This is a genomic window from Mesorhizobium sp. B2-4-12, assembly GCF_006441575.1.
GTDB lineage: Bacteria > Pseudomonadota > Alphaproteobacteria > Rhizobiales > Rhizobiaceae > Mesorhizobium.
The window spans coordinates 180,383-203,171 of sequence record NZ_VFVC01000003.1; the positions used below are offsets into that span (position 1 = coordinate 180,383).

The following is a 22,789-nucleotide window of genomic DNA, read 5'->3' on the forward strand; positions in this document are numbered from 1 at the left end:
GGATGATTCAGGCCGCCAGAGTCGGCGCCTGCGCCTTCAGCTTGCGGCCGGATGCCTTCAGCGTACCCCGCGCGCCGTCAAGCGCGCCCTCCACCAGCTCCAGCGCCAACAAGCGGTGCCGCTCGTACGGCCCCGGCATGGCAAGCGAGCCGGTCTTGGTGGCCGAAAAGCCGAAGCGTCCGTAGTAAGGCGCATCGCCGACCAGCAGGATCGCCGCGTGGCCCAGCCGCGCCGCCTCGGCGATGGCATGGCGCATCAGCACCGAGCCGATGCCGGCATTCTTGAGCGACGGATCGACGGCAAGCGGGCCAAGCAGAAGTGCTGCCGGACCGGCCTCGCCGAGCGTCACATCCCACAGCCGCACCGTGCCCATGACGGAGCCGGATGCATCGCGCGCAACGAAAGCCAGGCCTTCGGAAGGCCGGCGGCCGCGCCGCAGTTTTTCGGATGACTTTGTCTTGCGCTTCGGCCCCATGGCGTCGTCGAGCAGCGCCTCGCGGGCCGCGACGTCACCAGCGGTTTCGGCAATGACGACAATGGCGCGGGCACTCTCCCCCCTTGAGGGGGAGATGTCGCCAAAGGCGACAGAGGGGGTCGCGCGTGAAGCGCCAACATCCATACGCCGCAGGAGGTCGCATCCGGTCGAACCGACCCCCTCTGGCCACTTCGTGGCCATCTCCCTCTCAAGGGGGGAGATTCCGTGCGCGGCGTCCTCAACAACGAAATTTGCAATGTCCATTTCCGCAATCCTTCACGAGCGGAGATCTGTTCCACAAGCGAACCCGGGCGGGCGACAGGCGCCCACCTGGGATGATCTGACCGGCTCTTTCGAACCGTCAGATCACGTAGGATCGGAGAGGCTCGAAGCCGTTGAAAGCGACCGCCGAATAGGTGGTCGTGTAAGCGCCGGTGCCTTCGATCAGCACCTCGTCGCCGATGGTCAGCGACAGAGGCAGCGGGTACGGCGTCTTCTCGTACATCACATCGGCCGAATCGCAGGTCGGGCCGGCGAGCACGCAAGGCGCGGTCTCGCCGCCGTCATGCGCGGTGACGATCGGGTAGCGGATCGCCTCGTCCATCGTCTCGGCCAGACCGCCGAACTTGCCGATGTCGAGGAACACCCAGCGCACATTGTCGTTGTCGGCCTTCTTCGAGATCAGCACGACTTCCGACTTGATGACGCCGGCATTGCCGACCATGCCGCGGCCCGGCTCGATGATGGTCTCGGGCAGCGCATTGCCGAAATGCTTGCGCAGCGCCGAGAAGATCGCCTGGCCATAGGCTTGCGCCACCGGCACGTCCTTCAGATAACGGGTCGGGAAACCGCCGCCCATATTGACCATCTTGAGTACGATGCCTTCCTCGGCCAGCGTCGAAAACACCGTCTTGGCGTCGGCGAGCGCACGGTCCCAGGCGGTCAGGTCGGTCTGCTGCGAGCCGACATGGAACGACACGCCATAGGCGTCGAGGCCGAGGCCCTTGGCATGGCGCAGCACGTCGACGGCCATGGCCGGCACGCAGCCGAACTTGCGCGACAGCGGCCATTCGGCACCCTCGCCATCGGTCAGCACGCGGCAGAACACGCGCGCGCCGGGAGCGGCGCGGGCGATCTTCTCGACCTCCTCGACGCAGTCGACCGCGAACAGCCGGATGCCGAGCTGGTAAGCGCGGGCGATGTCACGCTCCTTCTTGATGGTGTTGCCGAAGGAGATGCGGTCGGCCGGCGCACCGGCGTCCATCGCCATCTCGACTTCGGCAACGGATGCGGTGTCGAAGGACGAGCCCATCGCAGCAAGCAGGCGCAGGATCTCCGGCGCCGGGTTTGCTTTCACCGCATAGTAGATCTTGGAATCGGGCAGCGCCTTCTCGAAGGCGCGGAAATTGTCGCGCACGACATCGAGATCGACGACGAGGCACGGGCCGGTCGGACGTCGGGTGGCGAGAAAGTCGAGGATGCGCTGGGTAGCCATCGGTATCTCCATCACGCCTTTCGGCGCGCACAAGGGTGCGGACGCGGGCTGTCGGCCTCGCGAACACGCGGTCAAACAAAGGCGGGACGGAAAATCCATGGAACCAGCCGGTGGAGACCCCGGAACCATGAAACGCCGTCTCGCGGCGATGAACCTAGCCTTGCCCGGCTTCGGTTCGCTTTGTCTGCCTTGGCTTGGATTGGGAGAACCCCGTTCCGCACTGCCGGCAATGAAGGTGTGCCTCTTCAGTAACCCCGGTCTTTGGACAACCGGCAGAGAACCAGAAAGGCCCGCACCGTCGTTGCTTCAAGGTGTCCTCGGTCTGGCGGTTGGCCGCTAAACCGACTGGAGGGGTTAGCTCCAGTTACCTTACCGATTGCCCTCACCATTCGAGGATCGGCGGACACCCACAGGCACGTGCGACTTTGGGCAAGCGCGATATATGGCCGGTGGCCGTCACAATCAATAAAAATCGTATCTCAGGTTGTAAAATTTCCGGCACCGAACAATGTTGGCGCAAACGTATCCGGATATCGAACAATGACAGGCACGCACGGCCCTCTCAACGCCTTTCTCGATCTTCGCCAAGTGCCGGTGGCGCATGCCAAGCTCGGCCCGCTCGCCGGACTGCGGCTGGCCGTCAAGGACATCTACGACGTTGCCGGCTACCGCACCGGCTGCGGAAATTTGCGGAAATTCGCCGAAAGCCCTGCCGCCTCGCGCACCGCCCCCGCCATCCAGATGATTCTCGACGCCGGCGCGCGCTTTGTCGGCAAGACCCAGACCGACGAGCTTGCCTTCGCGCTGTTCGGCCAGAACGCGCATTTCCCGTTTCCGGTAAACCCTGCCGCGCCCGACCGCGTAACCGGCGGCTCGTCGTCGGGGTCGGCGGCGGCGGTCGCGGGTGGGCTGGCCGATATCGCCACCGGCTCCGACACCGGCGGCTCGATCCGCGCGCCGGCGAGTTTTTGCGGGCTGATCGGGCTGCGCACCACACATGGCCGCATCTCTCTCGACGGCACCATGAAGCTGGCGCCGAGCTTCGACACATTCGGCTGGTTCGCGAATGACATCGATACCTACGAAGCCGTCGGCAAGCTTCTGCTCAGCCGCGACCCGCACCAGCACACGCTGGACCGTCCGCTGACGCTCGCCTGGCTGGACGAGATGGTCGCCCGGCCGGCGCTCGACGAATATGCCGGGATGACGGCGCTGGCGAGCGCGGTCTTCGGCGCGCCGGCGATGCCGACGACGCGCTTCAGCTCTTCCCCGGATGAACTCTACTGGTGCTTTCGCCGGCTGCAGGCCAGGGAGGCCTGGGCGGTGCATGGCGAATGGATCACCAGCGGCGAGCGCGACCTCGGCCCCGGCGTCGAGGAGCGATTCGGCTTTGGCCGTGCCGTCGATGACCGCACGGCACAGGCCGAGAGGGTGCGCCGGCTGACCTTCCGCGGCGAACTCGGCGCCCTGCTCGGCGAGGACGGATTCCTCATCCTGCCGACGGTGCCGGGGCCGGCGCCCTATGTGGACAGCACACCCGAGCAGTTCCAGGCCTATCGCGAGCGGGCGCTGCATCTTCTGTGCCTTGCCGGCCTGTCGGGCTTTCCACAGATCACCCTGCCCATCGGCTCGGTCGCCGGCGCTCCGTTCGGCCTGTCGCTGCTGGGCCCTTCCGGCAGCGACATTGCCCTGATACGGCTCGGCCGAAAACTTCTAATGCATGTCGCGCAAAAGTGACCTCGGTTTTGCGATGACGACATGCATCAAACAAAAACTCAAAGCGCGTCGCATGAATCCGCTTCGACGCGACGCGCTTTGGACGCCGCACGAAAGGCCTGATCCATGGACACACTGACCCGCATGCGTGCCTTCATCGATGTGGTCGAGGCCGAGGGCTTTTCGGCGGCGGCGCGCAAGATCGGCCGCTCCAAGGCGCTGTTGTCGAAATATGTACGCGAGCTGGAGGACGAGCTCGGCGCGCTGCTCTTGAACCGCACCACGCGCCAGTTTTCGATGACCGAGGCCGGTCATACCTATTACCGGCGCGCCTCGGAGATCGTGCGCGAAGTCGATAGCCTGGCCGACGCGGTGCGCGAATCCTCCAGCGATGTGCGCGGCCGGATCAAGCTGTCGGCGCCGCGCACCTTCGCCGACGCGCCGGTCGGCCAGTCGCTGATCGATTTCGCCAAGCAGCACCCCGACATCGTGCTCGACATCCAGCTCGACGACCGCTTCGTCGACCTGGTCGAGGAAGGCTTCGATCTCGCGGTGCGCATATCGCGTCTGGAGAACTCGTCGCTGATCGCCAGACGGCTGGCGCCATTCTCCGTAAAGCTCTGCGCGTCGCCGGAGCTGATCGCCAAGCATGGCATGCCGACACGGCCGCAGGATCTCGGCCACATGCCTTGCATCGTCGACACCAATGGCCGCGGATTGAACAACTGGGCGTTCAAGGGCGACAACAACGATCAGTTGAGCGTCGCCGTGTCCGGCCCTATCGAGGTCAACAGCCCGATGGCGGCGCGCGCCGCCGCCATGTCGGGGCTCGGGTTTTGCATCCTGCCGGATTTCATCGCCGCGCCCGATCTCAAGAGCGGCCAGTTGGTGACGGTGCTTGACGACCGCATCCTGTCCGGCGGCGGTATCTTCGCCGTCTACCCGCACCGCCGCTATTTGCCGGCCAAGGTCCGCGTTTTCGTCGACTTCCTGGTGCAGTGGTTCAGGACGCGTGAGATTGCTTGATCCGTTTCAATCGTCTCGCGGTCCCAATTTCGCCCCCTTTGTGGTAACTGTCGGGCTTTCTCCGAAGCCAAGGGAATCGCGACCGGGAATGCACCTGAAACGGCACGCAATCATGTTGGCTTCGGGCTTGGCGGCGACTCTTGCCGCCACGGGGCCGGCTTATGTGCATCCGCATGTTTTCGCCGAGGCGCGGCTCGACGTGATCCTGTCTCCGGATCACCAAAGCGTGAAAGCGCTACGCCATCTCTGGCGCTTCGACGACCTGTTTTCGAGTACGGTGATGATGGAGTTCGACAAGAACTCCGACCTGAAGCTTGATGACAAGGAGCTGAAGGAGGTCGCCGACACCGTTCATGCCTCTCTGGCCGAATTCAATTATTTCCAACTCGTCACGCAGAACGGCAAGGACGTGACGATGGTGCCGCCTCCACATCTGATGGCCAATTTCGACAACGACCAATTGATCATCCTGTTCGAGTCCGAACCCAAGGTGCCGATCAAGCTGACCGGCAAGGTCGACATCGGCGTCTACGATCCGACCTTCTATACGGCGATCGATTTCACCGAGGATTCCAACATCACGGTCGAAGGCCTGCCGCCGAACTGCGCCAGCAAGGTCATCCGGCCGGATCCGGACGAAGCCATCAAGGAAAACCAGAAAACCCTGACGGATGCCTTCTTCAACGACCCCACAGGCACCAACATGAGCAAGATCTTTGCCACCAAGCTCGAACTGAACTGTCAGCCAGAAGGATGAACCCGGTGACGAAACCGTCCCTGCGTTTGGCATTCGGCCTGTTGGCCCTCACCTTTGTCACGATGCATTTCGCCAACGCCGCGCACGCCCAGAGTTCGCTGGGCATCGGCGTCAATGACGGCATGGCGCCCAGCACTGGTCCGTTCGCCCACGTCCTGATGTGGATCAATCTGAGGCAACAGGAATTCTATCGTGCGCTGGCGACGGCCATGAAGGCGATGCGCCAGGACGGCAGCAAGATCTGGATACTCGTCGGCCTGTCCTTCGCCTACGGCATCTTCCACGCCGCCGGCCCCGGCCACGGCAAGGCGGTGATCTCGTCCTACATGGTGGCCAATGAAGTGGCGCTGCGGCGCGGCATCCTGTTGTCCTTCGTCTCGGCCCTGCTGCAGGGTCTGACCGCGGTAGCGGTGATGGCGCTCGCTTATTTCGTGCTGCGCGGCACGGCCGTCTCGATGACCGACGCGGCCTGGTTCATGGAGATCATGAGCTTTGTCTTTGTCACGCTGTTCGGCGCCTGGCTGCTGTGGCGCAAGCTCGGTCCTTCCATCACGCGCCTGTTCGGCGGGGCGCCCGCTTACAGCCTGTCGGCGGCTCATGCCGGGCATTCCCACGCCAGCCATTCGCATGCTGCTCATTCGGCGCATGCTCATTCGCATGCGCTGCACGTTCATGAAGACCACGACCATGCACATGGCCATTCGCACGACCATCACGGCGCGCATGACCACCACCATGACCATGGCGCGCGCGATCATGCGCATCATGGCCATGCGGCCGGCGAAGTCTGCGAAACCTGCGGCCACTCGCATGCGCCCGATCCGGCGCTGCTGTCGGGCGACCGCTTCGACTGGCGCACGGCCTGGACGGCGGTGGCGGCGGTTGGCATCCGCCCCTGCTCCGGCGCGCTGATCGTGCTGAGCTTCGCACTGCTCAACGGGCTCTGGCTCGGTGGGCTGCTGTCAGTGCTGGCGATGTCGATCGGAACCGCGATCACTGTGTCCGCGCTGGCGACGGTCGCGGTGACCGCCAAGAACTGGGCGGTCTATTTCGCCGGCGACGGCCGCATGGGCAACCGCATCCATTCGGTCGTCGAGATCGGCGGCGCCGCCTTCGTCTTCCTGTTCGGACTGTTGTTGCTTTCAGCGAGCCTGACGGGCAGCGTCTAGGCCTGTCCCATCCCGATCGAACGTGATGGGGGCCCGCAGACGGTTAACCGGGAATCTTGCCGCCGAGTTCATCCTCGATATGGGCGCGGATGATCTCGTCGAAACTCTTCTCGGCCACAAAACCGAGTTCTCGTGACCGCCGCGCCTCGAACCGCGTCGGCCAGCCCTTGACGATCGCCCAGATCGTCTCATCTGGCTCCTCGCGGATCAACTTCACTGCCTTCGCGCCGGCAATGCGTTCCAGCGCCTCGATCTGCTCGCCGACGGTGACGGCGACGCCCGGCATCGTCAGGTTACGGCGCGGCCCGACAGCCGCACCATCGATTTCAGCCGCATGGATCAGGAAGTTCACGGCCGAGCGCGGGCTGGCATGGGTGTGCACGACCGAGCGCGGCACCGGCAGGATCGCCTCGTGGCCGCTCAGCGGCTCGCGGATGATGCCGGAGAAGAAGCTGGAGGCCGCCTTGTTGGGCTTGCCTGGCCGCACGCAGATCGTCGGCAGCCGGATGCCGATGCCGTCGAAGAAACCGCGCCTGGTATAGTCGGCCAGCAGCGCCTCGCTCATCTGTTTCTGCGTGCCGTAGGAGGTCAGCGGCGTCGGGTGGAAGTCATCGGGGATGACATCCGGGAACGGCGCGCCGAACACGGCGATCGATGAGGTGAAGACGATGCGCGGCGCAAAGCCCCCCAACCGGATGGCATCGAACAGCGCCCGCGTCCCGTCGAGATTGACGCGGTAGCCGAGATCGAAATTGGCTTCCGCCTCGCCGGACACGATGCCGGCGAGGTGGAAAATGACGTCGGGACGCGACGCGACCAGGCTTTCGGCGGCGCCCGCCTCGGCGAGATCGCCGGTATGGGTATGGATGCTGACACCGTCGAGGGTCGGCGCCTGCGGCGGCACGATGTCGTGCAGTTCGAGTGCGGTGATCTTCTTGCCGCGCAGCGTGCCGTCCTTGGCCAGCCGGGCGATGAGTTTGCGGCCGACCATGCCCGCGGCGCCGGTGATCAGAATGCGCATGTCAAACTTCCCTTATTTGTCCTGGTTCTTGCGCTGGCTGCGGGCCCGCAGCCAGAAAACCGTAAAAAACGCCAGCACGAAGACGACGCCGAAAATGCCCGCGAGCACTGTCGAAAGGCTGCCGAGTGCCAGCATCACGGTCGGCAGATAAAAGGCCGCCGTGCCGAACAGAAGTATGATCAACAGCGCAGCGATGGCCGAATTCCTGGTATCTCGGTCCATTAGGCTGCACCAGGGCGGCGGGCGTTGGTCAAGCTGGCTTCCAAGGCAGTGGAACTCCTGAGACAGGGCCGGTCATTGACCGGGCCTAGTGGTGGTGGCCGTGATGCGCGGCCGCATCGGGCTCATACTCATGACCGTCGCCGTCGTCGGCGCATTGGCCGAACTCCGGTTCCACGGTGGCATGGCTGATGGCGTGCTCGCTGGCAAGCCGCTTCTTGATGGCGCTGACCGCCTGGTGCGCGTCGACGCCTTCGTCCAGGCAGGCATGCAGCGTCGCCATGTTGCTGGCGCCGTCGAGCGACCAGATGTGCATATGGTGCACTTCACGCACGCCCTGGATGGTCTTTTCGAGGTCCCTGGCGATGAGATCCCGGTCAAGGCTCTCCGGCACGCCTTCGAGCAGCACATGGGCCGCGGCACGCATCAGCGACCATGCCGTCGACAGGATCAGCAACGCGACGAGCACCGACAGGATCGGGTCGATCGGCGTCCAGCCGGTCGCAAGGATGACAACCGCCGCCACGATCGCCGCGGCCGAGCCCAGCAGGTCGCCAAGCACATGCAATATGGCGCCGCGCATGTTGAGGCTCTCGCGATCGCCGCCATGCAGCGCCAGGAAGGAGCCTATATTGACCAGCAGACCGAGCACCGCCACGACCAGCATCGGTCCGCCCAGCACCGGCGGCGGCCTCTGCAGGCGCTCCCACGCCTCATAGACGATCCAGAGCGCGATAACGAAGATGGCGATGCCGTTGGTATAGGCGACCAGCGTCTTCACCCGGCCGAAGCCGTAGGTGAGACGGCCCGTCCCCGGCCGGTCCACGAGATGAAACGCATACCAGGCAAGGCCGAGCGCGATGGCGTCGGCAAGCATGTGGCCGGCGTCCGCCAGCAGCGCCAGCGACCCGGTGAAAAGACCGCCAAACGCTTCCGCCACCATGAAGCCCGCCGTCAGGCAGGCCGCGATCAGAACGCGCTTCTTGTCGGTCGAGCCTTGCACATGGCGGGCCCCGTGATCATGCCCGCTATGGTCGTGGGAATGGGCATGCGCCAATGGCAGACTCCTGAAGCGCTTTGTTACCACGCAATTCCGGACGGAAAACCGCCACGCACTTTTCCTGGAAGTGCATTACGCCCCGAACTCCGCTCGAAAATCCTCGAGCCGTCGCTTTTGCTGGCCGGCGCCGTCGAAATTGGCCGGATCGAGCCACGCCTCATAGGCTTTGCGAAGGGCCGGCCACTCCTTGTCGATGATCGAATACCACGCGGTATCGCGGTTTTCACCCTTGACGATGAGATGCTGGCGGAAAATGCCCTCGAACTTGAAACCGAAGCGTTCCGCCGCCCGCTTCGACGGCTCGTTGCGGTTGTTGCACTTCCATTCGTAGCGCCGGTAGCCGAGCTCGTCGAAGACATATTTCATGAACAGGAACTGCGCTTCCGTCGCTGCCGGCTTGCGCGAGATGATCGGCCCCCAATAAATGTGGCCGATCTCGATGACGCCGTTGGTCGGATCGATGCGCAACAACGTCTGGCGACCTGCGACCTTGCCGCTGGCCTTGTCGATGACGGTGAAGAACAGCGGATCCTCACTGGCTTCGACCTTGTCCAGCCAAGGCTGGAAGGCGGCACGGGTTTCCGGCGGATAGTCCGGCAGCCAGGCGAAGCGGCCATCGACGTCGGAAACCGAGGACGCCTCATAGAGGCCATCACCATGCTTTGCGGCACTCAGCGGTTCGAGCCTGACAGTGCGGCCCTCCAGAACCTTGCGCTCCGGGCGCGGACGCGGTTGCCAATCCTTGAGATTTTCCGACACCGAAAACTCCAATCCGTTTGACTTTTGCCCGATGAGGCTCACAAAAACGCAACGTCATGGTAAGAACCACACGGACGGGAAAAATGCTCCACACGATTTCGGCCTTCGATCGTCTCGGCGAGGAAAACGCCTTTGCCGTGCTGGCGCGCGCGACGGCGCTGGCGAGCCAGGGCCGCGACATCGTCAACCTCGGTATCGGCCAGCCCGACTTCAAGACGCCGCAGCACATCGTCGAAGCCGCGATCAAGGCGCTGCGTGACGGCCATCACGGCTACACGCCGGCCAACGGGCTTCTGGCAACGCGCGAAGCGGTGGTGCGGCGCACGCTGACCACCACCGGCGTCGAGGTCTCGCCCGAAGCCGTGATGATCCTGCCCGGCGGCAAGCCGACCATGTTCGCCGCCATCCTGATGTTCGGCGAACCCGGCGCCGAGATCCTCTATCCGGACCCCGGCTTTCCCATCTACCGCTCGATGATCGAGTTCACTGGTGCGGCACCAATCCCGGTGCCTATGCGGGAGGAGAACGGCTTCGCCTTTTCGGCCGAGGAGACGCTGGCGCTCATCACCCCCAGGACGAGGCTGCTGATCCTCAACTCACCGGCCAACCCGACCGGCGGCGTGACGCCGCGCGCCGAGATCGAAAAGTTGGTCAAGGGGCTGGAAAAGCACCCCGACGTCGCCGTCCTCTCCGACGAGATCTACGACGTGATGACCTATGACGGCGAGACGCATTGTTCGCTGCTCCGCTACCCCGAGATCCGCGACCGCCTGATCGTGCTCAACGGCTGGTCCAAGACCTGGGCGATGACCGGCTGGCGCATGGGCTGGTCGATCTGGCCCAACGGCGACAAGGGTGCCCATCTCTATGACAAGGTGCGCAAGCTGGCGGTCAATTGCTGGTCCTGCGTCAACGCGCCGAGCCAGTTCGCCGGCATCGCGGCCATCGACGGCCCGCAGGACGACGTCGACAAGATGATGCGTGCTTTCGACCGGCGCCGGAAGGTCGTCGTCGAAGGGTTGAACGCCTTGCCCAACATCTCCTGCATCACGCCGAAGGGCGCGTTCTATGCCTTCCCCAACGTGTCGAAGACCGGCTGGAAGGCAAAGAAGCTCGCCTCCGCCTTGCTTGACGATGCCGGCGTGGCGCTGATCGGCGGTCCCGATTTCGGCATTCTCGGCGAAGGCTATGTCAGGCTCTCCTACGCCAACTCCGAGGAGAACATTTTGCGCGCGCTGGACAGGATCGGAGCGTTCCTGGCGAAGTGAGGCTCAAGGCGGGCCGGTCTCCTCGTCGAGATAGGTTACGGCCGGCCGCCACGGCGGCGTCATGAGCCGTCCGGAGGCGCTTGGCCAAGGCTGGGCGGGCATGCCGAAAACGGCTACGACTTCCGCGGATCAGAAAAGATGAGGGACCCCGGATGTTCTACGCAATCCTTGCCTATCACGTCGAAGATGCGATCAAGGCGCTGACGCAGCAGGAAGATGCGGCGCTGATGGCCGAGTTGCTGAAGATAAACACCCGGCTTCACGAGGAAGGCACGCTTGGACCCTCCGCGCGTCTGGGGGCAACACAGGATGCGTGCACGCTGCGCGGCCCGGGCGACGGCGTGGTCCTCGACGGCCCTTTCGCCGAGACCAAGGAACAGTTGCTTGGCCTCTATGTCGTCGACTGCACCACGAGAGACGACGCCATCGCGATCGCCCGCGACCTTCGCCGCGTCAATCCTACAGCCGTTTACGAGATCAGGCCGATTTTGCTCTTCAAGCCCGGCGTGCCGCTGGCGGGCAAATGAGCGGGCTGCGAAAGCCCCGCCGGCATCCGCCGCTCAGCCGCGCCCGACAAACGGCATCTTGGTCGCCATCACGGTCATGAACAGCACATTGGCGTCAAGCGGCAGGCTGGCCATGTGGAGGACGGCATTCGCGACATGCTGGACATCCATCACCGCTTCGGCGGCGATGGAGCCGTTGGCCTGCGGCACGCCGACGGTCATCGGCTGCGCCATCTCGGTCAGCGCGTTGCCGATGTCGATCTGGCCACAGGCGATATCATAGGGGCGGCCGTCGAGCGCCAGCGTCTTGGTCAGCCCGGTGATAGCATGCTTGGTGGCCGTATAGGGCGCCGAGCCCGGGCGCGGCGCATAGGCCGACACCGAGCCGTTGTTGATGATGCGGCCGCCCATCGGCCGCTGCTTGCGCATGGCGCCGAAGGCGGCGCGCGCGCACAGGAACGAACCTGTGAGGTTGACCCCGACGATCTCGTCCCACACCGCGACCGGGATCTCGTCGATCGGCGTCGACTTGTAGCCCATACCGGCATTGTTGAAGAGCAGGTCGACGCGGCCAAAAGCCTCCGCCACCGTCTCGAAGAGGTCATCGACTTCGCCGGCCTTGCTGATGTCGCATGCAACCGCCAGCGCCTTGGCCTCCGTCGGCCCGGCCTCGGCGACCGCCGCGTCCAGCACCGATTTGCGCCGACCGCAGAACACCGTGTTCCAGCCCGCCTTGAGCAGCGCCGTAGCGACGCTTTTGCCGATGCCCGTGCCGGCGCCAGTGACGATGGCGGTTTTCTGCTCGGTCATGGCTGTCCTCCGAATGTACGTCAACCAAAAAGCGCGTAGCGGTTTTGGGACAATGGCATGCGTAAGACAAGAGCCAAGCGTGCGGCGCGTTCCCTGAAGCACCCAAAAAGGTGCCGGTTTTGCTGTTTGGGAACGGACTTCGGGGGATGATCGGGGCCAGTTTTCGGCGCAGCTACCCGCCGACAAAAAGGGCGGTCATTGGCGACCGCCCTGATCTGAATCGGGCTTGGGAGGAGGAAAAGCCGATCCGACTGTGTAGAATGATGCGCTTCCTGAGTTAATGAAAGATTAACGCTGGAAACGTGGCCTGTGCCGTTTTGGCCTACCAGCGCGGATTGGGCGAGGTGCCCGCCTTGGCCGCCGGCACCTTGGCCGCTGAAACCGTCGCCTCGACATGGTCGACCAGCGCGTCCGGCAGGCCCAGCCGTCCGGCGAGCAGGTCGAGATAGCCGCGCTCGGCGCGCGTGTCGGGATCGATGGTGAGGCGCGAGGCAGTGTAGAGTTCGAGCTTCTGTGCGTCGGTGTGGGCGCCGGCCACCAGCGTGTCGAGATCGAGCGGCTTCTCCAGTTCGGCCATCAGGAATCTCTCGGCCTCGGCGCCAATCCCTGCAAGGCTGAGCTTGCCGGCGATCTTCTTGCGCTCGTCGTCGTCGACATGGCCATCGGCCTTGGCGGCCGAGATCATCGCCCGCACCAGCGTCAGCGTGAATTCATCCTCGCCTTGCGGCGCCTGCGACGGGTGGAAGGCCGTGTCCTTGGGCGGCGGCAGCAATTCCGGTTCGCCAGCGGCTGGCGCTTGCTCCGGCGCATTGCCGGCCTTGTAGTTCTGGTAGGCCTTGTAGGCGAGGCCGCCGATCGCGGCGAGCCCGCCGAGCTTCACGGCTGCACCCGTCACTTCGCGGCCGGCACCTGTTCCAAGCAGCACCGCCGCCAGCGCCCCTGCGGCCAACGGGTTGTCCTTGGCCATCTGCACCGCCTGCCCGGCCTTGTCGCGGACAGTGCCGCTGGTGCCGGGAATTTGCGAGCCGAGCAGATCGTCGAGAAGCTTCTTGGGATCGAACATTCAATGCCTCCAGCATGGGCCCGGCCGAACGGGCAGGTTTCGAACGCCGAAGACGTAGGTCCCGAAGCTTGACATTGCAATGACAGCCGGCCCTCTGCCGGTGGCCCGGATGCTTCGATCAGGATCCGATATGCGGTCCTTTGCCGCGCGCCTCGGCGAGCGCCACCTGCCGCTGACGCTCCGCGTAGCGCTTGCGGTCTTCGTCCGAACGGGCGTCGAAGCAATGCGGGCAGGAAACGCCCGTGGCATATTTCGGCGACGTCAGCTCGCTGGCCGTCACCGGGTGGCGGCAGGCTCGACACAGTTCCGCTTCGCCCTCGGCGAGGCCGTGCGATACGGAAACCCGCTCGTCGAAGACGAAGCACTCGCCCTGCCACAGGCTCTGCTCCGCTGGAACCTCCTCAAGATATTTGAGGATACCACCCTTGAGGTGGAAGACGTCCTCGAAGCCGAGCGACCTGACATAGGCGGTCGCCTTTTCGCAGCGTATGCCGCCGGTACAGAACATCGCCACCTTGCGGCCTTCGAAATCCGCCCTGTGCGCTTCCACCCAGGCCGGAAAATCGCGAAAGCTCGCGGTCGCCGGGTCGACCGCGCCCTTGAAGGTGCCGATCGAGACCTCATAGGCGTTGCGCGTGTCGACGACGATCGTGCCGGGCTCGGAAATCAGCGCGTTCCAATCGGCGGGCGCCACATAGGTCCCCGCGCTCGTCGCCGGGTCGATATCCTCGACGCCCATGGTGACGATCTCGCGCTTCAACCGCACCTTCATGCGGTGGAACGGCATTGCCGCAGCCACGCTGTACTTGACCTCGAGGCCAGCCAGCCCATCGATAGTTTCGATATGCTCGATGAGATCGGCGATCGCGGCTTCGCCGCCGGCAACGGTGCCGTTGATCCCTTCATGCGCCAGGAGCAGCGTGCCCTTGACACCGCGTCCGCGGCAGAAGGCCGCGAGCGGCGCGCGCAGCTCGCCGAACGCATCCAGCCGGGCAAACCGGTAAAGCGCGGCGACGCGGACAGGCTGGGATGGCGCGGACGGTGTCATTGTCCGCAGCAACTAGACGCTCATGGCAACCGATTCAAGGCGACACCGTTCATCAACCCGTCATTGTGTGTGAGGGGTAATGGCCGGCATGATCATCCAGCAAGCGTGACATCGCGAAACGCTTCGTTTCATGGACAGAAAAACACGCGTCTGCTAATCGGTTGAATTGCCCAACGGTACGGAGAGACAAATGTCCAGCAAGACCGAGAAACTCCTGTCGCTCCTCAATGGCCAGCCGGTCATTCCGGTCCTCAGGATCGCCGATGTGGCCGACGCCGTGCCGCTGGCCCGCGCCCTGGCACGTGGCGGTCTGCCAGCGATCGAGATTACCCTGAGAACCGCCGACGCTCTGGAAGCGATCCGGCAGGTGGCGGCTGAGGTCGAGGAGGCCATCGTCGGCGCCGGCACCATTCTGGACGCCAGGCAATTCGACGAAGCCGCGTCCGCAGGCTCGCGTTTCATCGTCAGCCCCGGCATCACGCGCGAGCTTCTGGCCGCGGCCGCTGACAGCGAGGTCCCGCTGCTGCCCGGCGCCATCACGCCCGGCGAGATCATGGCCGCGCGCGAGGCGGGCCTGCGCTTCCTGAAATTCTTCCCGGCCGAGCAGTCCGGCGGCATCGCTTCGCTGAAGGCCTTCGCCTCGCCGCTGGCGGATGTCAAATTCTGCCCGACCGGCGGCATCACCGGCAAGAACGCTGCCGACTACCTCAGCCTGCCTAATGTCATCTGCGTCGGCGGCTCCTGGGTCGCGCCCGACGACATGGTCAAGGCGGGCAAGTGGGATGAGATCGAAGCGCTGGCGCGCGCGGCGAGTAAGCTCAGGAATAGCTAATGCATGCCGCCCAAACGTGACATCGCTTTTAGGACGACGACATGCATAAAAGGACCCTAAGCGCGTCGCATGAATCCAGTTCGACGCGCCGCGTTTTAGGCGCATGAAAAAACCGGCCGGCTTTCGCCGACCGGGTCAGTTGTTTGGACATGGTCAGTTACAGACCCTGACCTTCTCGACCACCTTGTGGTGATGCCGCCAATGCGTGACCACCCTGGTCCGGCAGTGATGCTTGCCGTTCTTGACGATCACTGTTTCAGCCTGCGACGGAACGATCGCGGCTGACGCGGCCGCCAGGGCCAGAACTGATGCCAATAGAATCTTCTTCATGAATATCCCCAGGTTGGAACCTACGCGCTCTAACCTGTAAACAGAGAGGCCGTTCCGGCTTCACGAGAAGTTCAGGCGCGCGTGATTCCACTGAGTGCGGTCGACTTCCTGTCGTAGGCGGTCATGAGTGGCCGCAAGCGCTTCGAAACTCCACATGCATCGCGCTTTTGGACAGCAAAAAGCCGCGCGGGTCGCCCAGCGCGGCTTCGGATTCCGGTCCATTCGTTACTTCGTCTGGAAGCGAGCGACCGACAGGAACTTGACGGCGTTGCCGGTGAAGCGATTGGCCTCGGCCATCTGGTTGCCCGACTGGAAGCCGGCTGTATAGACCTCGCTCGGCGCTGTATGCACGATGTTGTAGGCATAGCCCGGCGCCGTCGTCGCGCTGGAAACGGTGGTGACGTTCTCGCCGCTGGTCAGCGCCCAGCGGGCGGCCTGCGGCGCGGCGGCGACCACCACGGCCTTGGGGCCGGGCTTCTGGTCGCGGGCGGTGGCCCTTGCTTCCTTGCGGGTCGTCTTCACGCCGGCGCCGATCGCGGCGACCGGATCGGTACCGGCCGGGCGGGCGGCGATAGCCTGGCGCGGCGATGCGGTGTTGACGTCAGACGGATCGTTGAAGGCCGAGCGCGGCTCTTCGGACAGCGACGCAACCTGATATTCGTCAGCATTGCCGACCTGGGCATTGGCCTCGTCCAGCACGGCCTTGACGGCATCCGGCTTGCTCGGCTCAGGCCGCGCCGTCGGCAGCACCGAGAACGCATCGGTCGCCGTCTTGCCGCGATCAGCGGTTTCAGCCAGCGCCATCAGTACGTCCTTCCCGGGCGGCGGTGCGAGGTCCGCCGGCAGCGAGTGTTCGGGACGCCATGTCGGCAAGGGGATATTGTTGGCCGCAACCTGCGCCGGATCGGCTGCTGCCGCAACCGCCATGGCAGCAGGGTCGGCCTTGCCGAAAGGCATATTCGCCGGCGCCTGCACGGTCGCCACGGCCTGTTCGGTGGTCGCCGTCGCATCCGCCATGGCGAACGGAACGTTCGCAGGCGGCTGCGCGCCGACATCGGCCTTCGGCCGCGGCGCGAAATCGGGCAGCGGAATCTCCTTGGCCGGCAGCGCGGCAATGATCGTTTCCGGCGTATCCTTCTCCGGCTCCGGAGCCTGCTCATCGGCGGCCTGCGGAATGTTGGCGCGCTGTGCATTCTCGGGCGCCACGACGGCGGCGATGCCCGGGAGGTTGCTGCTCTTGGCGGTCGCGGCCGGCTTCAGGTCTCTAGCCTTGGGCGCCGGGGCAGCCGAAGCGGTCTCGACATCGGCGCTATCGTCGGCTTCATCGGAGCCGCCGCCGCCAAACAAGGCAGAGAGGAACCCACCGGACCTCTTGCCGCCGGCACTCGCAAGCTCGACGTTGGGCGTACCAGCACCTTTGCGTGCCTTGTAGGAGGCCAGCGCCTGTTCATAGCCAGGCAGCGGCCGGCCATCGCTCGGCACGTGCAGCGTCTTGCCGTTCGGGAACAGGCTGACCAGTTCCTGGCGGCTGATGCCGGGCCAGTGGCGCACATTGCCGACATCCATATGGACGAACGGCGAACCCGAGGTCGGATAATAGCCCACGCCACCGCCCTGCATCTTCAGGCCGATGTTGCGCAACTTCTTCAGCGGCACGCCGGGAATGTAGAAATCCATTGCCTTGCCGAGCATATGCTGGCTCTTCTCGGCGACGCCCTTGCTGCGGCTGCGCAGCATCGAATTTGTCGATGGCGAACGATAGCCGCAGACGACCTGGATATAGTCGGTGGCGCCGCTTTCCCGATACGCCTCCCAGACCAGGTCCAGCAGACGCGGGTCCATCTTGGTCGGCTCGTTGCGACGCCAGTCGCGCAGGATGATGTTGATCTTCCTCAGGCCTTCCGGATCGTAGCGGCCATTGCGCTTGTAGACGATCTCGGCCTTCTCGTGCGTGTGGAGATGATAGAGCTTCAGCGAGCGAACTTCGGCCTGGGCGCCGGTGGCAGCCGCGGCAACAAACCCAAATGCGACAATCATCACAGCCAGCCATGCCGGCCAGACGCTCAAATGATTATGACGCCCGTTTGTGAGTCGTTCGATTCTGTTCAAATCAAAAGGCCTTGCAGGCTGCCGTTTGTCCCCGGATTTGCCCAAACGGACGTGTCGTTTTCACATCCGAATATCGATCCTAGTGGTTAATCATCGCTTATTGAAGTCGAAATGCGGTAACACCATGGCGATTTCCCGTCAAAAATTATTCACGAGGTCTCTTGGTAAACCGCTGGTTTACATCACGTTTCCGGCTTTGGCCGAAACACGATCTGTTACCGTTAGCCTTAATGCGTGAACAATGTCCCATCGAGCGTCGCCCCAACCCGCCCTGATGCGGCAGCGACACTCCATCAAGCGATATCGTGACGGGGAAAACTTGTCCCGGCCTTGCGCGAGAGCAATTTCAGGAAAGCGCGAAGCCATTTTCCTGGAATTGCTTCATAACCAAGGAGAGCGGTTCTGCTTCCGTGAACCGATGATCTAGGACGCGAGCCGGTCGATACGGCCTGTTTCCGGATCGATGCCGTATTCCTTTAGCTTGCGGTAAAGCGTCGAGCGGCCGATGCCGAGACGCCGGGCGACCTCGCTCATCTGGCCGTTATAGTGATCGATGGCGAGCCTGATCATCTCGAATTCGACGTCGGCCAGCGCCCGCACATTGCCGCGTTCGTCGAGTGCCCGCAGCGTGCCGAATCTGGGCTGAAACATGGCCGGCGGATCGGACTCTGCCGCCGGAACGTCGTCGCCGACCAGCACCTCCTCATCGCACGGCCCCGCGGGCGACGAAACGTGAGGCGCCGCATCGTCCGTTTCGAGATTGACGATGCCTTCAACCTGCGCGCGGATCTGCGGAAAATCATCGATCGTCAGCACGTCGCCTTCACACAGCACCGAGGCGCGGAAGACGGCGTTCTCCAGCTGCCGGATGTTGCCAGGCCAATCATAGGCCTGCAGCACGGCAAGCGCTGCCGCCGAAATGCCTTGCAGGCGACGCCGAGGGTCGGCCGGCGCCACCTTCTCCATGAAATGCGTGACCAGGTGGGGAATGTCGTCGCGGCGGTCGCGCAGGGGCGGCACGAAGATCGGATAGACGTTCAGTCGGTAAAAGAGGTCCTCGCGGAACTTACCGTCCTTGACCTGCTGCAGCAGGTTGCGGTGCGTCGCTGAAATCAGCCTTATGTCGACCTTGACGGTCGAGCGGCCGCCGACCGGGTCGACCTCGCCGTCCTGGACGGCGCGCAACAGCTTCACCTGCACATCGAGCGGCAGGTCGCCGATCTCGTCGAGAAACAGCGTGCCGGAATGCGCCTCGACGAATTTGCCGGTGTGCTTGTCGGTGGCGCCGGTGAACGAGCCTTTTTCGTGGCCGAACAGGATGCTCTCGACCAGATTATCGGGGATGGCGCCGCAATTGACGGTGACGAATGGTTTCGAGCGGCGGTCGCCGCTGCCCTGGATGGCACGGGCCACCAATTCCTTGCCGACGCCGGATTCGCCTTCGATCAGGATCGGGATGTTTGAGGCAGCCGCTTTCTGGCCGAGGCGTATCACCCGGTCCATGGCCGGACTGTGGGTGATCATGTCCCTGAAGGTCAGCAGCCCGCCGCGTTTGCGCGACGTGCGCTTGACCTCGCCCTCGACCGCCTCGACCTTGAGCGCATTGGAGATCGAAGCTTGCAGCCGGTCGGGCGAAGCCGGCTTGACGACGAAGTCGAAGGCGCCGTGGCGCATCGCCGAAACCACGGTTTCGATGCCGCCCTGCGCGGTCTGGACGATGACTGGCACGCTGATGTCGCGTTCGCGCATCGCCTTCAGCACGCCGATGCCGTCGAGTCCGGGCATGACCAGGTCGAGAATAACCACCGAGACGTCGCGGGCACCGGGCCCGTCAAGCACGTCGAGCCCGGCGGCGCCGCTGTTGACCACGGTGGCCGTGTGGCCGAAGCGCGTCACCGCGGCTTCGAGCAGCCGGCGCTGCACGGGATCGTCATCGACTATGAGTATGGAACCTGTCATGACTGTCTTGGCTTGCCCGCGCCCGATATCCCCATGGATCATCTTGGCACAGGGTTCTAAAGAAGGTTTCAAAAAACCCGGTGAACGAATTCCTTAGGATTTGACCGGCTTCTCCATTCTCCCCGATTCTGGCCCCTTGATTCTGACCTCGTAATTCACAAAAGGTATTGTCGATGCGCATGATGTTTGGTCGGCGGCTTGCGGCACCGGCGTCCGGTCAGGGCGCGGCCGAGCTTGGCGATCTGCCGGAATGGAACCTTGCCGACCTCTATGCCGGCATGGACGCGCCGGAACTGAAGCGTGACATCGCCAGGGCCGCCGCCGACGCGATTGCGTTCGAAACGCGCTGGAAGGGCACGCTCGCCACCGAGGCCGGGCGCGGCGGCGCCGGCAGGCTGGGCGAGGCGCTGGTTGCCTATGAAGCACTGGAAGAGCTGATCGGCCGCATCGTCTCCTATGCCGGCCTGATCTATGCCGGCAACACCGCCGACCCGCAGCGCGCCAAGCTCTATGGCGACGTCCAGGAGAAGATGACCGACGCCAGCGCGCATCTTTTGTTCTTCGCGCTCGAACTGAACCTGATCGACGACGCCGCGATCGAAGGAGCGCTCGTTGCCGACCCGGTGTTCGGCCACTACCGGCCCTGGGTGCTCGACCTTCGCATGGACAAACCTTACCAGCTCGAGGATCGCGTCGAGCAGGTTTTCCACGAGAAGTCGATCACCGGGCGCGGCGCCTGGAACCGCCTGTTCGACGAGACGATGACCGACCTCCGTTTCGACGTCGATGGCGAGGAGCTGACACTGGAGCCAGCGCTGAACCGCCTGCAGGATGCCGATGGTGAGGTGCGCCGCCGAGCCTCCGAGGCGCTGGCCGCGACCTTCCGCAAGAATCTGCGCACCTTCACGCTGATCACCAACACGCTGGCCAAGGACAAGGAAATCTCCGACCGCTGGCGCGGCTTCGAGGACATCGCCGATTCACGGCACCTTGCCAACCGGGTCGAGCGTGGCGTGGTCGACGCGCTCGCCACCGCGGTGCGCGAGGCCTATCCGCGCCTGTCGCATCGCTATTACGCGATGAAAGCGCGCTGGCTTGGCATGGAGGTGATGAACCATTGGGACCGCAACGCGCCTCTGCCGGAGACGCCGCAGGCGGTGATCGGCTGGGATGAGGCCCGGAACACGGTACTCTCGGCTTACCATCGCTTCTCGCCCGAAATGGCCGAGATCGCACGCACCTTCTTCGACCGCAACTGGATCGACGCCCCGGTGCGCCCGGGCAAGTCGCCAGGCGCCTTCGCGCACCCGACCGTGCCCTCCGCGCACCCCTATGTGTTGCTCAACTACATGGGCAAGCCGCGCGACGTGATGACGCTGGCGCATGAGCTTGGTCACGGCGTGCACCAGGTGCTGGCCGCCGGCCAGGGGGCACTGATGGCCTCGACACCGCTGACGCTGGCCGAGACGGCCTCCGTCTTCGGCGAGATGCTGACCTTTCGTTCGCTGCTCGAGCGGACCACAGACAGGCGTGAGCGCAAGGCCATGCTCGCCCAGAAGGTCGAGGACATGATCAACACGGTGGTGCGCCAGATCGCCTTCTACGAATTCGAGCGCAAGGTGCATGCCGAGCGCCGCAACGGCGAACTGACATCCGACAGGCTCGGCCAGTTCTGGCTGGAGGTGCAGGCCGAGAGCCTGGGGCCCGCGATCAAGTTGCGCGAGGGCTACGAGGTCTTCTGGACCTACATTCCGCACTTCATCCACTCGCCCTTCTACGTCTACGCCTATGCTTTCGGCGACTGCCTGGTGAACTCGCTCTACGCCGTCTACCAGAATGCCGAGCGGGGCTTCCAAGACAAGTATTTCGAGATGTTGCGCGCCGGCGGCACCAAGCATCACTCCGAGCTTCTGGCGCCTTTCGGGCTCGACGCCACCGATCCCGCCTTCTGGCAGATCGGACTTGGCGTGATCGGCGGCCTGATCGACGAACTGGAAGCACTGGACGGCTGATATGTCTCTCGTCCGCGAAGAACAGTTTCGCCGGAAAACGTGCTGGAACCACATTATTCTTGTCCTAAATATTTGTTCTTGAAGAACTCTCCGCGAAAGTTTTCGGATAGCTTTCCGTAAGCTCTATGATAGCCTTCGCTGCAAGTTCAGCCGGAGCGCGTGCGGATCGGCGGGAAAATCTCAGCCGGCCGTGGCGCTCAGGCGAACGCGATAACGGCCGTTGGCCACAGGCAGGCAAAGCCGATCGCCGACAGCTCGACCGAAGCAGGCTGTTCCGCGAGCCGTGGAACCACCATCGAGTAGTCCCGCCGAAAGTCATGGCCTCATGCCACGGCAGACGGACCTGACTGGAGAGAGAGACAATGGGCACTTTTTTCTACATGCTCCTGGCGTTCCTTGTGGGTGTACTGGTTGGCTGGTTCCTCTGGGGCCGGCTGCGCGGTGAGCTCGACAGCCTGCGCGGCGACCTCGACCGCACCCGTGGCGAGCGCGACAGGCTGCGTGCCGACAGCGACCGCCTGACCGGCGAACTCAATGCATGTGGCAAGACCCGCGCCGATCTCGAGCGCCAGTTGCGCGAGGCGCAGGCTTCCTCGGGAACCGGCGCGGCAAAGGCCAGTCAGTCGCCGGCAGCCCCGGTGTCGGCGCCGGCTGCTGCCAAATCCGCTCCGGCGGCGGCCAAGGCTGCGCCTGCCAAACCAGCCGCGAAGGCCGCGCCAGCGACCACAGCCAAATCGGCCGCGCCGAAGCCATCCGCTCCAGCCAAACCGGCCGCGAGCAAGCCCGCAGTCTCCCCAGCTTCGGCAACAAAGAGTTCGGCCGCGTCCAGGCCGGTAGCCGCCAAGAAGGCTGCACCGGCGGCAGTCAAGCCGGCAGCGGCAAAGCCCGACAATCTGCGCCGGTTGATCGGCATCGGCCCGGTCAACGAGAAGCTGCTCAGGGGACAAGGCGTGACCAGCTTCGCCCAGATCGCAGCCTGGACGGCCGACGACATCGAGCGGATCGAACACGCCCTGCAATTCGGCGGTCGCGTCGAACGCGAGCGCTGGGTCGAACAGGCCAAGCTGCTGGCCGCCGGCGACGAGAGGGAATTCGCCCGGCGCTTCCCCAGCGCGGGAACTTCCAGCAATAGCTGAACGGCCAAGGCAAGGGCAA

General features: G+C 64.2%; 21 protein-coding genes. 9 read left to right on the top strand and 12 right to left on the bottom strand.

Going from position 1 to position 22,789, the window contains the following annotated elements:
• Positions 1–7: 7 nt before the first annotated feature.
• Together FJ934_RS03425 and odc2 are read right to left on the bottom strand one after the other, a co-directional pair.
• Entirely contained in the window at positions 8–676 is a 669-nt protein-coding gene (locus tag FJ934_RS03425) for an N-acetyltransferase (RefSeq protein ID WP_226890405.1), read from the bottom strand.
• Between the two features lie 160 nt (positions 677–836).
• Entirely contained in the window at positions 837–1,970 is a 1,134-nt protein-coding gene (gene odc2 / locus FJ934_RS03430) for an ornithine/lysine decarboxylase (RefSeq protein WP_140607241.1), read from the bottom strand.
• Between the two features lie 540 nt (positions 1,971–2,510).
• Between odc2 and FJ934_RS03435 the strand changes: the two genes are divergently transcribed.
• The 4 genes from FJ934_RS03435 (at position 2,511) to FJ934_RS03450 (ending at position 6,638) form a co-directional block, all read left to right on the top strand.
• The gene (locus FJ934_RS03435; RefSeq protein ID WP_140607242.1) at positions 2,511–3,707 is read left to right on the top strand and encodes an amidase; all 1,197 of its coding nucleotides are present in this window, start codon (positions 2,511–2,513) and stop codon (positions 3,705–3,707) included.
• A gap of 105 nt (positions 3,708–3,812) precedes the next feature.
• Positions 3,813–4,712 (top strand): LysR family transcriptional regulator, encoded by a 900-nt coding sequence (locus tag FJ934_RS03440; RefSeq protein WP_140607243.1) that lies wholly within the window; start codon positions 3,813–3,815, stop codon positions 4,710–4,712.
• Between the two features lie 88 nt (positions 4,713–4,800).
• The gene (locus tag FJ934_RS03445; RefSeq protein ID WP_140607244.1) at positions 4,801–5,469 is read left to right on the top strand and encodes a DUF1007 family protein; all 669 of its coding nucleotides are present in this window, start codon (positions 4,801–4,803) and stop codon (positions 5,467–5,469) included.
• Positions 5,466–6,638 carry a nickel/cobalt transporter gene (locus FJ934_RS03450; RefSeq protein ID WP_140607245.1) on the top strand — a complete coding sequence of 391 codons (1,173 nt, stop codon included), beginning with the start codon at positions 5,466–5,468 and terminating at the stop codon, positions 6,636–6,638. The genes FJ934_RS03445 and FJ934_RS03450 overlap by 4 nt, the downstream gene beginning before the upstream one ends.
• 43 nt (positions 6,639–6,681) lie before the next feature.
• Here FJ934_RS03450 and denD read toward each other — a convergent pair whose 3' ends face one another.
• The 4 genes from denD to FJ934_RS03470 form a co-directional block, all read right to left on the bottom strand.
• Complete coding sequence (gene denD / locus FJ934_RS03455) at positions 6,682–7,659, bottom strand: D-erythronate dehydrogenase (protein WP_140607246.1); 978 nt, start codon at positions 7,657–7,659, stop codon at positions 6,682–6,684.
• Positions 7,660–7,671: 12 nt separating this feature from the next.
• Complete coding sequence (locus tag FJ934_RS03460; protein WP_140607247.1) at positions 7,672–7,881, bottom strand: hypothetical protein; 210 nt, start codon at positions 7,879–7,881, stop codon at positions 7,672–7,674.
• An 85-nt stretch (positions 7,882–7,966) separates the two neighbouring features.
• Positions 7,967–8,935 carry a cation diffusion facilitator family transporter gene (locus FJ934_RS03465; RefSeq protein WP_140607248.1) on the bottom strand — a complete coding sequence of 323 codons (969 nt, stop codon included), beginning with the start codon at positions 8,933–8,935 and terminating at the stop codon, positions 7,967–7,969.
• A gap of 75 nt (positions 8,936–9,010) precedes the next feature.
• Positions 9,011–9,697, bottom strand: coding sequence for a GNAT family protein (locus FJ934_RS03470; protein ID WP_140607249.1), 687 nt, complete (start codon positions 9,695–9,697; stop codon positions 9,011–9,013).
• 83 nt (positions 9,698–9,780) lie between these two features.
• Here FJ934_RS03470 and FJ934_RS03475 point away from each other — a divergent pair, with 83 nt between their 5' ends.
• Both FJ934_RS03475 and FJ934_RS03480 read left to right on the top strand, forming a co-directional pair.
• On the top strand, positions 9,781–10,965 hold the full coding sequence (locus FJ934_RS03475; RefSeq protein ID WP_140607250.1) for a pyridoxal phosphate-dependent aminotransferase: 1,185 nt from the start codon (positions 9,781–9,783) through the stop codon (positions 10,963–10,965).
• Between the two features lie 152 nt (positions 10,966–11,117).
• Positions 11,118–11,492, top strand: coding sequence for a YciI family protein (locus tag FJ934_RS03480; RefSeq protein WP_140607251.1), 375 nt, complete (start codon positions 11,118–11,120; stop codon positions 11,490–11,492).
• Positions 11,493–11,525: 33 nt separating this feature from the next.
• Here the strand turns inward: FJ934_RS03480 and FJ934_RS03485 are convergent, their stop codons facing one another.
• From FJ934_RS03485 to FJ934_RS03495, 3 genes are all read right to left on the bottom strand, one after another.
• Positions 11,526–12,281 carry an SDR family oxidoreductase gene (locus tag FJ934_RS03485; protein WP_140607252.1) on the bottom strand — a complete coding sequence of 252 codons (756 nt, stop codon included), beginning with the start codon at positions 12,279–12,281 and terminating at the stop codon, positions 11,526–11,528.
• 322 nt (positions 12,282–12,603) lie between these two features.
• Positions 12,604–13,344, bottom strand: coding sequence for a tellurite resistance TerB family protein (locus FJ934_RS03490; protein ID WP_140607253.1), 741 nt, complete (start codon positions 13,342–13,344; stop codon positions 12,604–12,606).
• 118 nt (positions 13,345–13,462) lie between these two features.
• Positions 13,463–14,392, bottom strand: coding sequence for a rhodanese-related sulfurtransferase (locus tag FJ934_RS03495; RefSeq protein ID WP_140607284.1), 930 nt, complete (start codon positions 14,390–14,392; stop codon positions 13,463–13,465).
• A gap of 190 nt (positions 14,393–14,582) precedes the next feature.
• Between FJ934_RS03495 and FJ934_RS03500 the strand changes: the two genes are divergently transcribed.
• On the top strand, positions 14,583–15,224 hold the full coding sequence (locus FJ934_RS03500; protein WP_140607254.1) for a 2-dehydro-3-deoxy-phosphogluconate aldolase: 642 nt from the start codon (positions 14,583–14,585) through the stop codon (positions 15,222–15,224).
• Positions 15,225–15,377: 153 nt separating this feature from the next.
• Here the strand turns inward: FJ934_RS03500 and FJ934_RS27895 are convergent, their stop codons facing one another.
• The 3 genes from FJ934_RS27895 to FJ934_RS03510 all read right to left on the bottom strand — a co-directional run bounded on the left by FJ934_RS27895 (position 15,378) and on the right by FJ934_RS03510 (position 19,622).
• Positions 15,378–15,554 carry a hypothetical protein gene (locus tag FJ934_RS27895; protein WP_181165494.1) on the bottom strand — a complete coding sequence of 59 codons (177 nt, stop codon included), beginning with the start codon at positions 15,552–15,554 and terminating at the stop codon, positions 15,378–15,380.
• A gap of 225 nt (positions 15,555–15,779) precedes the next feature.
• Complete coding sequence (locus FJ934_RS03505; protein WP_181165495.1) at positions 15,780–17,591, bottom strand: DUF882 domain-containing protein; 1,812 nt, start codon at positions 17,589–17,591, stop codon at positions 15,780–15,782.
• Between the two features lie 495 nt (positions 17,592–18,086).
• A complete protein-coding gene (locus FJ934_RS03510; RefSeq protein WP_140607256.1) occupies positions 18,087–19,622 on the bottom strand; it encodes a sigma-54 dependent transcriptional regulator in 1,536 nt (511 codons plus the stop codon).
• Between the two features lie 173 nt (positions 19,623–19,795).
• Between FJ934_RS03510 and FJ934_RS03515 the strand changes: the two genes are divergently transcribed.
• Together FJ934_RS03515 and FJ934_RS03520 are read left to right on the top strand one after the other, a co-directional pair.
• Positions 19,796–21,634: a M3 family oligoendopeptidase gene (locus FJ934_RS03515; RefSeq protein ID WP_181165496.1), complete on the top strand. Its 1,839-nt coding sequence runs from the start codon at positions 19,796–19,798 to the stop codon at positions 21,632–21,634.
• Between the two features lie 362 nt (positions 21,635–21,996).
• Positions 21,997–22,770 (top strand): proton-conducting membrane transporter, encoded by a 774-nt coding sequence (locus tag FJ934_RS03520; RefSeq protein WP_140607257.1) that lies wholly within the window; start codon positions 21,997–21,999, stop codon positions 22,768–22,770.
• The last annotated feature ends 19 nt before the right edge of the window (positions 22,771–22,789 follow it).